The organism is Pseudomonas sp. DCA-1 (assembly GCF_046523955.1).
In the GTDB taxonomy this organism is placed as follows: domain Bacteria; phylum Pseudomonadota; class Gammaproteobacteria; order Pseudomonadales; family Pseudomonadaceae; genus Aquipseudomonas; species Aquipseudomonas putida_Y.
Map to the genome: position 1 here is coordinate 5,609,690 of NZ_CP169881.1, position 12,714 is coordinate 5,622,403.

At 63.8% G+C, this 12,714-nt stretch carries 11 protein-coding genes; 8 read left to right on the forward strand and 3 right to left on the reverse strand.

Going from position 1 to position 12,714, the window contains the following annotated elements:
• Position 1: 1 nt before the first annotated feature.
• Entirely contained in the window at positions 2 to 1,495 is a 1,494-nt protein-coding gene (ftsY, locus tag ACE4QZ_RS26305) for a signal recognition particle-docking protein FtsY (protein ID WP_021783656.1), read from the reverse strand.
• 231 nt (positions 1,496 to 1,726) lie between these two features.
• Here ftsY and ACE4QZ_RS26310 point away from each other — a divergent pair, with 231 nt between their 5' ends.
• The 6 genes from ACE4QZ_RS26310 to ACE4QZ_RS26335 all read left to right on the forward strand — a co-directional run bounded on the left by ACE4QZ_RS26310 (position 1,727) and on the right by ACE4QZ_RS26335 (position 8,975).
• On the forward strand, positions 1,727 to 3,082 hold the full coding sequence (locus ACE4QZ_RS26310; RefSeq protein ID WP_021783655.1) for a M16 family metallopeptidase: 1,356 nt from the start codon (positions 1,727 to 1,729) through the stop codon (positions 3,080 to 3,082).
• Positions 3,075 to 4,565, forward strand: coding sequence for a M16 family metallopeptidase (locus tag ACE4QZ_RS26315; protein ID WP_021783654.1), 1,491 nt, complete (start codon positions 3,075 to 3,077; stop codon positions 4,563 to 4,565). The genes ACE4QZ_RS26310 and ACE4QZ_RS26315 overlap by 8 nt, the downstream gene beginning before the upstream one ends.
• A complete protein-coding gene (rsmD, locus tag ACE4QZ_RS26320; RefSeq protein ID WP_021783653.1) occupies positions 4,565 to 5,167 on the forward strand; it encodes a 16S rRNA (guanine(966)-N(2))-methyltransferase RsmD in 603 nt (200 codons plus the stop codon). The genes ACE4QZ_RS26315 and rsmD overlap by 1 nt, the downstream gene beginning before the upstream one ends.
• 90 nt (positions 5,168 to 5,257) lie before the next feature.
• The gene (locus ACE4QZ_RS26325) at positions 5,258 to 6,559 is read left to right on the forward strand and encodes a M16 family metallopeptidase (RefSeq protein WP_021783652.1); all 1,302 of its coding nucleotides are present in this window, start codon (positions 5,258 to 5,260) and stop codon (positions 6,557 to 6,559) included.
• On the forward strand, positions 6,552 to 7,922 hold the full coding sequence (locus tag ACE4QZ_RS26330; protein WP_021783651.1) for a M16 family metallopeptidase: 1,371 nt from the start codon (positions 6,552 to 6,554) through the stop codon (positions 7,920 to 7,922). The genes ACE4QZ_RS26325 and ACE4QZ_RS26330 overlap by 8 nt, the downstream gene beginning before the upstream one ends.
• A gap of 60 nt (positions 7,923 to 7,982) precedes the next feature.
• On the forward strand, positions 7,983 to 8,975 hold the full coding sequence (locus ACE4QZ_RS26335) for a hydrolase (protein WP_021783650.1): 993 nt from the start codon (positions 7,983 to 7,985) through the stop codon (positions 8,973 to 8,975).
• Positions 8,976 to 9,077: 102 nt separating this feature from the next.
• Here ACE4QZ_RS26335 and ACE4QZ_RS26340 read toward each other — a convergent pair whose 3' ends face one another.
• Both ACE4QZ_RS26340 and ACE4QZ_RS26345 read right to left on the reverse strand, forming a co-directional pair.
• Entirely contained in the window at positions 9,078 to 9,932 is an 855-nt protein-coding gene (locus tag ACE4QZ_RS26340; RefSeq protein WP_021783649.1) for a sulfurtransferase, read from the reverse strand.
• A 35-nt stretch (positions 9,933 to 9,967) separates the two neighbouring features.
• Complete coding sequence (locus tag ACE4QZ_RS26345; RefSeq protein WP_103443672.1) at positions 9,968 to 10,633, reverse strand: TetR/AcrR family transcriptional regulator; 666 nt, start codon at positions 10,631 to 10,633, stop codon at positions 9,968 to 9,970.
• A 151-nt stretch (positions 10,634 to 10,784) separates the two neighbouring features.
• On the opposite strand from ACE4QZ_RS26345, the gene ACE4QZ_RS26350 reads away from it, so the two are divergent.
• Both ACE4QZ_RS26350 and ACE4QZ_RS26355 read left to right on the forward strand, forming a co-directional pair.
• Positions 10,785 to 12,215 carry a coniferyl aldehyde dehydrogenase gene (locus tag ACE4QZ_RS26350; protein WP_021783647.1) on the forward strand — a complete coding sequence of 477 codons (1,431 nt, stop codon included), beginning with the start codon at positions 10,785 to 10,787 and terminating at the stop codon, positions 12,213 to 12,215.
• Between the two features lie 10 nt (positions 12,216 to 12,225).
• Positions 12,226 to 12,711 carry a twin-arginine translocation pathway signal protein gene (locus ACE4QZ_RS26355; RefSeq protein WP_084850198.1) on the forward strand — a complete coding sequence of 162 codons (486 nt, stop codon included), beginning with the start codon at positions 12,226 to 12,228 and terminating at the stop codon, positions 12,709 to 12,711.
• Positions 12,712 to 12,714 lie beyond the last annotated feature (3 nt).

Here is a 12,714-nt window from a genome sequence, read left to right on the forward strand (position 1 = left end):
GTCAATCTCGCTCGGCGAACAGAGCCTTGACGAACGGCTCGGCTTCGAAGGTACGCAGGTCGTCGATGCCTTCACCGACGCCGATGAAACGGATCGGGATGTTGAACTGCTTGGCCAGGGCGAAGATCACCCCGCCCTTGGCAGTGCCGTCCAGCTTGGTCAGGGCCAGGCCGGTCAGCTCGACGCTCTGGTTGAAGTACTTGGCCTGACTGATGGCGTTCTGGCCGGTGCCGGCATCAAGCACCAGCAGCACCTCGTGCGGTGCCTCAACGTCGAGCTTGCCGATAACCCGGCGAACCTTCTTCAGCTCTTCCATCAGGTTATCTTTGGTGTGCAGGCGACCGGCAGTGTCGGCGATCAGCACGTCAACGCCACGGGCCTTGGCGGCCTGCACGGCATCGAAGATTACCGAGGCAGAGTCGGCGCCCGTGTGCTGGGCGATCACCGGAATCTGGTTACGCTCGCCCCACACCTGCAACTGCTCGACCGCCGCTGCACGGAAGGTATCACCGGCAGCCAGCATTACCTTCTTGCCTTCCAGTTGCAGCTTCTTCGCCAGCTTGCCGATGGTGGTGGTCTTGCCGGCGCCGTTCACGCCAACCACAAGGATCACATAGGGTTTGTTCTGGGCTTGTACGTTCAGCGGCTGCTCGACCGGGCGCAGCAGCGCAGCCAGTTCTTCCTGCAACGATTTGTACAGGGCATCGGCATCGGCCAACTGCTTGCGCGCGACCTTCTGGGTCAGGTTCTGGACAATGGCCGAGGTAGCCTCCACACCCACGTCGGCTGTCAGCAGGCGCGTTTCGATTTCGTCGAGCAGGTCGTCATCGATGACCTTCTTGCCGAGGAACAGGCTGGCCATGCCCTCGCCGATGCTGGCACTGGTCTTGGACAGGCCTTGCTTGAGGCGCGCAAAGAAGCCGGGCTTGGCCTGTTCGGCGGGAGCCGCAACAGGGGCCGCGGGAACTGGTACCGCGCGTTCCGGGATGGCGGGCGGCGCTTTCGGCTCCAGGTCCGGCACCAGGGCGACGGGCTCTTCGGCAACCGGCAGCACCAGGTTGCTGACCGGCGCTGCGGCCTCGACAGGGGCAGACTCGACAGGGGCCGCCTGCAAGGGCATGGACGCGACCGGCTGCGGTGCAGGCGCCACCAGCGGCCGGGACGCGACCGGCTCGGGCTCAGGGGCCTGCAACGGCTGGGACGCAACCGGTTCAGGGACGGGGGCCTCGACTACCGGGGGCCGGGCGGGTGCGGCGACCGGCTGCGGCTCAGCCAGCTGTGGAGCCGCAGGGGCCTGAACGGGTTCGGGGGCCTGTGGCACTTCGGCGGTTGAGCCCTCGACCGGCGCGGCTGCAGACTGCTCGGCAGCGGGGGGTTCATTCGCGGGCACGCCCGCTCCCGCAGGTGGCTGCGGCTTCTTGCGAAACCAGCTGAACAGGCCTTTCTTCTCACCAGCCTCGGCCGGCGCTTTTTTGTCGTCGTTGGAACCAAACATGGAAGACGGCTATCTCAGGGTAGCGATGGGCCAGCGAGGGCCAATCAGGAATTCTCTCTACGCAGAACAGACTATCTTGAAGCCGGCTGGTTCATGCGCAACGTTTTGTCTTAGTGTCCTGTGGGCCAGAACGGCGACAGGCATGGTCGCCAGGCAACCGGATCAGTATCCTAGCACCTCCTGGCCCGCCGACGCTAAACCCAGCGGGCCGCCGAACAGGTTAAACACCGTATGAATGCTCTAGCCCGCCGCGCCGCTGGCCTGTTGCTCGGCACGCTCTGCCTGCCGCTCGCGGCATTTGCCGCCGATGTGCAACCCACCCACGAATTCATCCTCGACAATGGCCTGAAGGTTGTGGTCCGCGAAGACCATCGCGCCCCGGTGGTGGTCTCGCAGATCTGGTACAAGGTCGGCTCGAGCTACGAGACCCCGGGCCAGACCGGATTGTCCCATGCACTGGAACACATGATGTTCAAGGGCAGCGCCAAGGTCGGCCCCGGCGAGGCTTCGCGCATTCTGCGTGACCTCGGCGCCGATGAAAACGCCTTCACCAGCGACGACTACACCGCCTATTACCAAGTGCTGGCCCGCGACCGCCTGCCGGTAGCCCTGGAACTGGAGGCCGACCGCCTTGCCAGCCTGCGCCTGCCTGCCGACGAGTTCAGCCGCGAAATCGAGGTCATCAAGGAAGAACGCCGCCTGCGCACCGACGACCAGCCCAATGCCAAGGCATTCGAGCTGTTCCGCGCCATGGCCTACCCGGCCAGCGGCTACCACACGCCGACCATTGGCTGGATGGCAGACCTGGAGCGCATGAAGGTCGAGGAGCTTCGCCATTGGTACGAGTCCTGGTACGCCCCCAACAACGCCACCCTGGTGGTGGTCGGTGATGTCACCGCCGACGAGGTCAAGGGCCTGGCGCAGAAGTATTTCGGCAATATTCCCAAACGCGCCGTACCCCCAGCCAAGCTGCCCTTGGAGCTGGCCGAACCAGGTTGGCGCCAGTTGACCCTGCACGTACGAACCCAGCTGCCAAGCCTGATCTACGGTTTCAACGTGCCCGGCCTGCCCACCGCCAAGGACCCACGTACGGTGCATGCACTGCGCCTGATCTCGGCACTGCTCGACGGCGGCTACAGCGCCCGCATGCCGGCACGCCTGGAGCGTGGCCAGGAACTGGTCGCCGGCGCTTCGTCCAGCTACAACGCTTTCACCCGCGGCGACAGCCTGTTCCTGATCTCGGCGACGCCGAATGTGCAGAAGCAGAAAACCCTCGCCGACGTCGAGAAAGGCATCTGGCAGTTGCTTGACGAACTCAAGAGCACGCCACCCAGCGCCGAAGAGCTGGAGCGCGTACGCGCCCAGGTCATCGCCGGCCTCGTCTACGACCGCGACTCCATCAGCAGCCAGGCCACCACCATCGGCCAGCTGGAGACCGTCGGCCTGTCCTGGAAGCTGATCGACAGCGAACTGGACGAGCTCAAGCGCGTCACCCCGCAGGACATCCAGAACGCCGCGCGCACCTACTTCACCCGCGAACGCCTGAGCGTTGCCCATGTACTGCCTGAGGAGTCCGCTCATGAGTGATCGCCGCGCACCACGCCCAACCCTGCTGGCCACGGGCATTCGTGCCCTGGCGCTGGCGGCTGTGCTGGCCGCTCCGGCCATGGCCGATAACGCTGCCAAGGCCGACAGCAGCGCAGCCCGCCCGGCCAACACCTTGCAATCGCTGGCCGAACTGAATGGCAAGGCACCCAGCCGGCGTCAGTTGAACATCCAGCACTGGAACACCGCCGAGGGTGCCCGGGTGCTGTTCGTCGAGGCCCGCGAACTGCCCATGTTCGACCTGCGTGTCACCTTCGCCGCCGGCAGCAGCCAGGATGGCGGCACGCCAGGCCTGGCCGCTCTGACCAACGCCATGCTCAACGAGGGCGTGGCCGGCAAGGACGTCACCGCCATCGCCGAGGGCTTCGAAGGCCTGGGTGCAGACTTTGGCAACGGTTCCTACCGCGATATGGCCGTGGCATCACTGCGCAGCCTCAGTGCCAAGGACAAGCGCGAACCGGCCCTCAAGCTGTTTACAGAGGTAGCGGGCAAGCCGACATTCCCCGAAGATGCCCTCAAGCGCATCAAGAACCAGATGCTGGCAGGCTTCGAATATGAGAAGCAGAACCCGGGCAAGATCGCCGGCAAGGCCCTTTTCGGCAACCTCTATGGCGACCACCCCTACGCCCACCCAAGCGACGGCACCGCAGAGAGCATCGCGGGCATAAGCCTGGCACAACTGCGCGCGTTCCACGCAAAGGCCTATACCGGCGGCAATGCGGTAATCGCCCTGGTCGGCGACCTCAGCCGTGCAGAGGCCGAAGCCATCGCCGCCCAAGTGTCTGCCGGCCTGCCCAAGGGCCCTGCGCTGGCCGCACCGGCCCAACCCACGGACGCCAAGGCCGGCCTGACCCACATCGACTTCCCGTCCAAGCAGACCCACCTGATGCTGGCCGAACTGGGGATCGACCGGCAGGATCCGGACTGGCCAGCCCTGTCGCTGGGCAACCAGATCCTTGGCGGTGGTGCCTTCGGTACCCGGCTGATGAGCGAGGTGCGGGAGAAGCGCGGGCTGACCTACGGCGTTTACTCGGCATTCAGCCCGATGCAGGTGCGCGGCCCATTCATGATCAACCTGCAAACCCGTGCCGAGCTCAGCGAGGGCACGCTCAAGCTGGTGCAAGACATTCTCGCCGACTACCTGAAGACGGGCCCGACCCAACAGGAGCTGGACGATGCCAAGCGTGAGCTGGCCGGCAGCTTCCCGCTGTCCAATGCCAGTAATGCCAGCATCGTCGGCCAACTGGGCGCGATCGGCTTCTACAACTTGCCGCTGACCTGGCTGGAGGACTTCATGCAACAGTCCCAGGCCCTCACCGTCGAACAGGTCAAGGCAGCCATGAACAAACACCTGTCAGCCGATAAACTGGTGATCGTCACCGTTGGCCCGAAAGTGCCACAAAAACCGCTGCCAGCACCCACTGACAAGCCCTCCGAGCAACCGCTCGGGGTACCGGAGCACTAATGCCAAGATCCACCCCTCCCGCCCGCCCGCAAGCGGGCAAAAGCAAGGGCCAGGGCCACCTGCGCATCATCGCCGGCGAGTGGCGCAGCCGCCGCCTGGCGGTGCCGGAAGGCGAAGGCCTGCGGCCAACGCCTGATCGCGTGCGGGAAACCGTATTCAACTGGCTGGCCCCCTACATCGAGGGTGCCCGCGTGCTGGACGCCTTTACCGGCAGTGGCGCTCTGGTGCTCGAAGCCCTGTCCCGTGGGGCCGAGGACGCCGTGGCGCTGGATAGCAACCCTGCGGCCATCGCCAACCTGAAGAACAACCTCGAAATCCTGCGCTGTCCCCGCGGGCAAATTCTGCAGACCGACGCCCTGCGCTACCTGCACGGCCCGGCCAAGCAGCAGTTCGATGTCGTGTTCCTCGACCCGCCGTTCCACCAGGACCTGCTGGCCAACACCTGCAACTTGCTGGAGCAGAATCAGTGGCTGGGCGAGCAGGCATGGGTCTACACCGAAAGCGAAGCGGCACCCTCGACCTTGCAGTTGCCAGGCAACTGGCGCCTGCACCGCGAGAAGAAGACCGGCCAGGTGCACTACGCACTCTGGCAGCGGGGCTGATTACCCGCGGGTTGGATGTACTTAGTTACCGCATCCCACCTGCGCCATGGTTGAAGCTGCACCTTCATTTCCTGAAGGAGCAGTTCAACCATGGCCGAACACCCCTCCCCGCCGCTAATGGCGAGCTCGAAAGGTTCTTTTACCCTCGCCAACGGCCTGCACGTCTGCCTGCGTGAAGACCACCGTGCGCCACTGGTCAGCGTGCAGCTGTGGTACCACGTAGGCTCCAGCTACGAACCTGAAGGCCACACCGGCCTGTCCCATGCCTTGGAGCATCTACTGTTCGAGGGCAGCAGCAAACTGGCGCCTGGCCAGTACTCAACGCTCATGACCCGCTTGGGCGGCGACCCGAATGCATTCACCTATTCGGATGCCACGGTATTTCCGCTCACCCTGCCAACCCGCCACCTGGAAATTGCCCTGGAGGCCATGGCTGATGTCATGGCCAGTGCCACCCTCGGCGATACGCCCTTTGCTCGGGAACTGGCAGTGGTCATGGCTGAGCGGCGCGAGGCAGTGGACAACAATCCTTGGGCATTGGCGCTGGAGCATCACGACCTGCTGGCTTACGGCAATAGTGGCCATGGCACGCCTGTCATTGGCCACATGTCAGATCTGGAGAGCCTCACTCCAGCCGCAGCGCGTACCTGGTACAAGACCTGGTATCACCCCAACAATGCCACCCTCGCTGTGGCCGGCGACATCAGCCTGCTACAACTGCAGACCTTGGTGACGCGCCACTTTGCGGCGATTCCCGCCCATCGCTTGCCGATGCAGCCCTTACCCACAGGGCCCTCCTCCCAGGGCCGGCGCTTTCAGACGCTGCGCCTGCCAGGCTTGCACAACGGCGCGATCATAAGCTTCAAACTACCCAGCCAGCGTACCGCGCAGTCTGCCAGGCAGGCCTACGCGCTACGTCTGCTTCCCGATCTGCTTGCCAACGGCTACAGCAGCATCCTCCAGCGCAGGCTGCTGCTGGACGAACCAATCCTGCAATACATGAAAGCGACCTATGAACCCTGGCAGCGCGGTGACAGCCTGCTGACCCTTTACGCGTTCTGCAGCCCACACGTAACCCCGGAGACCGCGGCCGAGCGGCTGATGCAGGAGATCGAAGCGTTTCGCCAGTCAGCGCCAGCCAAGGAACACCTGCAACGTGCCAAGGCTCGTCTGCTGGCCAGGCTGATTTTCGAACGGGACGACATTGCCGAGCAGGCCCAAACCATGGGTAAACAGGCCGCCTGTGGCTTGCCGGTTATTTCGCTCGAGGAAGAACAACAGGCCATCGAGACCGTGACAGCCGAGCAGGTAGGCCTGGCTGCCTATGAATTCCTCACCGATTCCCGTACAGCCTTCACGTTCACGCACCACAAGGAAAGCGCTCATGACTGACTCAACGACCCTGCAACAGCCTGCCGGGGCCAACAACCTCTACGGCGGGCTGCTCTCTGCCCAGGGACTTGACCTGGACCAGTTCGAAACCATCCATACACAGGTTCAAGCGTGGAAGACGACTGCGGGCACGGACGTCAAATTCGTTGAAGCACGGGAACTGCCAATCGTTGACGTGATACTACGGTTCAAGGCCGGCAGCACGCAGGACACTCTGTACCCTGGCCTGGCAGCCTTGACGCTCTCCATGCTCGATGAGGGTAGCCAGGCCTACACGGCTGCCCAGCAGGCTGAACACCTGGAGCGCCTGGGCGCGGTCATGGAAAAACAAGTACGTCTGGAACATGCGACGCTGCGCCTGCGCAGCCTTAGCCCTCCTTCTTTGCTCGACCCGGCCTTGGCGCTGCTCACCGACCTCGTGGCCCACCCTGTCTTCCACCCAATGGCCCTGACCAAGATCAAGCGCCAGTTGCTGCAAAACCACGCATCGCGCGAGCGGCTACCCATCCTCAGAGCACGTAGCGAAGTCTTCCGCCACCTGTTCAACGGGCATCCTTACGGCAACCCTCTGGGCAGCACCGCTCAAGGTATCGAGGCCATTACCCCTGAGGACTTGCGGGCATTCCACCAACGCGCCTACAGCGCCAGCAACCTTGAGATGGTCGTGGTAGGCGACCTTTCCCTTGCACAAGCCCAAGCCATCTCACAACAGATCAGCCAGGCCCTGCCGCAAGGCTGGTCGGCCACTGAACTACCGGCGGCCCCGGCGGCCCCCAGCGCGACGATAGCCGTCGAACAGGCTGGTGCCAGCAGTGCGGTCCTGCTGGCACTGCCCATGAACGTACCCGCCAACGATCCGGAGTTTCTGGCCCTGACCTTGGCAAGTGCTGTTCTGGGAGAGGGCCTCGAGTCGCGCTTGATGGTGGAGTTGCGCCAACGACGCGGCCTGACCTACGGCGTGTACACGCATGTATTGCCATTGAGTGCAGGCGGCCTGTTCACCGTGGAATGGGAGGTTGCGCCCCAGCATGTGCAGGGCACGCAGGCACTGGTAGAAACCCTGCTGCAGGCGTTCATCGACGAGGGGCCCACCCAGCGGGAGCTGCAACTGGCACGCAAACAGCTGGAAGGGCAGTTGCTGCGAGGGATCGCGCAGAACAGGCAACTCGCAACACTGCTGACGGAAGTAACCCATCAGCGACAACCTGCCGATCATCTCGACACGTACAGCGCCCGTATTGCCGAGCTTACCCCGGCAGATGTCCGAGCCGTCATGCAGCGCCGGCTGGCCCTGAGCCGCAAGGTGCTTGTCAGTGTCGGACCAGGCGTTCAGCAACAGCCGCTGCCAGCCCCCGACCAATAGCGCAGGTACTGTGGCGCTGTTTCATGGCAAGCTAGCAAGGCACATCATGAGCCACCCAGCATGCCCAGCCACAACGCCACATTCCGTCCAGCCATCGGCCTATCCAATCCCCACCTGCAGACCCTGTGGGGGCCACTCTGGCGCAAGCTGCCTGAGCTGCAGCGTGACCGAGAGCGGCTGTGGCTGGCCGACGGCGACTTCATCGACCTGGACTGGCACGGTCCGCACCAACCCCATGCACCACTGGTACTGGTGCTGCATGGGCTGACCGGCTCGTCTCACTCGCCTTACGTGAAAGGCTTGCAGCAGGCGCTGCAAAGCCGCGGCTGGGCCAGCGTGGCAGTGAACTGGCGTGGTTGCTCAGGCGAGCCCAACCTGTTGCCGCGCAGCTACCACTCCGGCGCCAGCGAAGACCTGGCGGAAATTGTCAGCCATCTTCGCGCCCAGCGCCCGCTGGCACCGCTGTACGCAGTGGGTTATTCGCTGGGTGGCAATGTACTGTTGAAGTACCTGGGTGAGAGCGGCGTCGCCAGCCAACTGGAGGCAGCAGTTGCAGTATCGGTACCCTTTCGCCTGGACCACTGTGCCGACCGCATCGGCCAGGGCTTCTCCAAGGTGTATCAAGCGCATTTCATGCGCGAGATGCTGGCATATGTTCAGCTCAAACAGCGGCACTTCCACGCCCGGGGCCAGCACGAGCAGCTGGCGACACTGGAACGTCTGGGCCAACTCACCAACTTGCGCACATTCTGGGACTTCGACGGAAAAGTCACTGCACCGCTCAATGGCTTTCGCGATGCACACGACTACTATCGCCGCTCATCCAGCCACTTCTTCCTTGGCCAGAACCGCACGCCAACGCTGATCATCCATTCCAGCGATGACCCGTTCGTGTCCAGTCACAGCCTGCCGACGGCCCGTGAACTGTCACCACAGACCCGCTTCGAACTGCATGGCCGCGGTGGGCATGTGGGCTTTGTCGATGGCAGCCTGCGAAATCCGGGGTACTACCTGGAACGACGGATTCCGCAGTGGCTGGTGGACGGTAGCTAGCCCGCGAATTGGTAAAGGCTGCGCGCCCCCTGTGGGAGCGGGCATGCACGCGAACACCGGCATTGCCGGTGCCACCCACCGCGGGGGTTCAACCCGGTCTGCTTACTCGTCGGTGGCCACAGCATGCTGCGGGTTGTTGATCCACTCGCTCCACGACCCCGCATACAGCTTGCCCAGCGGGTATCCCGCCAGCGCCAGCGCAAACAGGTTATGGCAAGCGGTTACCCCAGACCCGCAATAAGACACCAACTGCTCCGGCGCCCGTCCACCCAGTTTTTCGGCAAAACGCTGCTTTAGCTGATCCGCCGGCAGAAAACACCCGTCAGCCCCTAGGTTGTCGGTAAACGCCGCACACTGGGCACCGGGAATATGCCCCGCCACCGGGTCGATCGGCTCTACTTCACCGCGAAAACGCGGCAAGGCACGCGCATCGATCAAGGTCAGGTCTGCACTACCAAGGCGCTTGCCCAGATGGTCGGCATCAATCAGCAGCTTCGCGTCCGGCTCACCACTGAAAGTGCCCTCACGTTTGGGCGGCGGGTCCAGGCTCAACGGCAGGTGCGCCGCGTGCCAGGCCTTCAGGCCACCGTCGAGAATCGCCACACCGCTGCGCTTGCCCAGCCAGACCAGCAGCCACCAGGCCCGGGCGGCAAAGGCGCCGGGGCCGTCGTCGTACAGCACCACCTCGCTGTCGTTGCTCAGGCCCCACTCTCGCAGGCGCTCGACCAGCCGCTGCGGATCGGGCAATGGGTGGCGCCCGGTGCGCCCCTTGCTCACCGGCCCGCTGAGGTCGCGGTCCAAGTCGGCAAAATGCGCCCCGGCAATATGCCCCTGGGCATAGCTGCGCTGGCCATAGTCCACATCCTCGAGGGCAAAACGGCAGTCGAGAATCACCAACCCGGGCGAGTCCAGTCGCTCGGCCAACTGCTGCGGGGTGATCAATTGCGCAAGGGGCATGACAATCTCCTGATCAATGGCACGAGGGCCCTGGGTTAGCGCTCCAGGGCCTGGTTGAACGGTACATGGAATTCTTCGCACAGCGCGTCCACGGCAGTGCGGGCATTGTCGGTGACGAAGCCGAGCTCCAGCACCAACACCTGATAGACGCCGCGCTTGAAGGCTTCTTCACCCAAGTGCGCGGAATGTTCACGCGTGGTGCTGAGAAAACGTACCCATGACGTCAGCACGATCCAGGCGTTGATGGTCAGCGACTCGATCTGCGCCGGCACCATGGCCAGAATGCCCGCCTCGACGAAGCCGCGGTAGATCGCCTGGCCCTGGCGCAGGCAGCGCTCGGAAAAACGCCGGTAACGGGCGGCCAGTTCGGCATCGCTGTCCAGCAGATGTTCCAGGTCACGGTGCAGGAAGCGGTAGTTCCACATCGCCGCCAGCAAGGCCTTGAGGTAGAAGCGCTTGTCTTCCACGGTTGCCGCACGGCCCTGCGGCGGGCGCAGAAAGCTGTCCACCAGTTCTTCGTACTGGCTGAACAACAGGGCAATGATCGCCTGCTTGTTGGGGAAGTGGTAATACAGGTTGCCGGGCGAGATTTCCATGTGCGCGGCAATGTGGTTGGTACTGACGCTGCGTTCGCCCTGCTGGTTGAACAGCTCCAGGCTGTTCTGCACGATGCGCTCTCGGGTCTTCATGCGCGGGGCCATGCTCAGCTCCCAGTCTGCGGGCCTTCATCAAAGGTTTATCTTACGGCGTATTACAGGTGGAATGCACCGTGGAACAGCATGTAAAAATTCGCACCATGGTACAAATTAGAGTATAGGCTCTAGGCAACCCCTGCCCGGACTCGACACCGCCATGAACTCGCCCAGTGCCTTGCCCTCTGTGCAATTCGACCTCGACCTCGCGACGACGTTCGCGGCCCAGCGTTTGGCCTTTGCCGGTAACCCGCTGCCACCAGCGGCACAGCGGCGCCAGTGGTTGAAAAGCCTGCGTGAAGCCTTGCTGGGCAACCAGGCAGAACTGATCAATGCCATCAGCCAAGATTTTGCCGGGCGCAGCGCCGACGAGACCTTGCTGGCCGAACTGCTACCGTCGGTGCAGGGCCTGCGCCACGCCGAAAAGCACTTGCAACGCTGGATGCGCAGCAGCCGACGCCGCGTCGGCCTGGCGTTCCAGCCGGCAAGCGCACAGGTGCGCTATCAACCCCTGGGCGTGGTCGGCATCATCGTGCCGTGGAACTACCCGCTGTTCCTCGCCATCGGCCCGTTGACCTGCGCCCTGGCCGCCGGCAACCGGGTCATGCTCAAGCTTAGCGAGGCCACGCCCGCGACTGGCCTGGCCCTACAGCAACTGCTCGAGCGTGTGTTCCCCACAGACCTGGTCAGCGTTGTGCTCGGTGAAGTCGAGGTGGGCCAGGCCTTTGCCCGCCTGCCCTTCGACCACCTGCTGTTCACCGGTGCCACCAGCGTGGGCCGCCAGGTGATGCAGGCTGCCGCGCACAACCTGACCCCGGTCACCCTGGAGTTGGGTGGCAAGTCTCCCGCTATTGTTTCTGACGATGTGCCGCTGGACAGCGCTGCCGAGCGCATCGCCTTCGGCAAGACCCTCAACGCCGGCCAGACCTGCGTTGCCCCCGACTATGTACTGGTGCCGCGCGAACGGCTGCCCGCCTTCAGCGACGCCTACCAGCGCGCCGTGCACCGACTGTACCCGCGCATAGCCGACAACCCCGACTACACCGCCATCATCAACCCGCGCCAGTTGCAGCGCTTGCAGCACCTGCTGGACGATGCCCGGGCCAAAGGCGCGCAAGTACTCGACTTGTACCCAGGCGAGGCTCCTCAAGGCCGGCGCCTGCCGCCACACTTGCTGCTGGATGTGAACGACAGCATGCAGGTGATGCAGGACGAAATCTTCGGCCCGCTATTGCCGCTAGTGCCTTATGACGGCATCGACCAGGCCTTGGCCTACATCAACCAGCGCCCACGCCCACTGGCGCTGTACTTCTTTGGCTATGACCGCCGCACCCAGGAGCATGTGCTGCGTCACACCCACTCCGGTGGTGTGTGCCTGAACGACACCTTGCTGCATGTTGCCCAGGACGATCTACCCTTCGGCGGCATCGGTCCTTCAGGCATGGGTCACTACCATGGTCATGACGGCTTCCTCACTTTCAGCAAGGCCAAGGCGGTACTTGCCAAGCAACGCTTCAACGCCGCACGGCTGATTTACCCGCCTTATGGCAAAGCCTTGCAGCGCCTGGTCTACAAACTGTTCATCCGCTGAGGATCGCACCATGCACCGCCGCGAACTGCTGCGTTTCAGCCTCGGCGCCAGTGCTTTTCTGGCGGGCGCCAGCCTGGTGGGGTGCAGCGCGCAAACAGCCGCGACCGGCTATCAGGTACTCCGCGACGACGACCTGCCACTGCTGCGAGCGCTGATCCCGGTGGTGCTGGCCGGCACGCAGGCCACCGAGACGCCGGTAATGCGCAGCCTCGACAACAAGCTGGCGGCGTTGTCGCCGGAAATGCTCAAGCTCACCCGGCAATTGTTCGACGTGCTCAGCCTGCCACTGACTCGCGGCCCGCTGACCGGCGTCTGGGTCAGCTGGGGCCAGGCTGGCGCCACGCAGGTCACGGCGTTCCTGCAGCGTTGGCAGGACAGCTCGCTGAACCTGCTACGCATGGGGCACGCCTCGTTGCTGCAACTACTGCAAATGGCCTGGTACGAATGCCCCGAATCCTGGGCAGACTGCGGTTACCCGGGCCCACCGAAAATCTGAAAA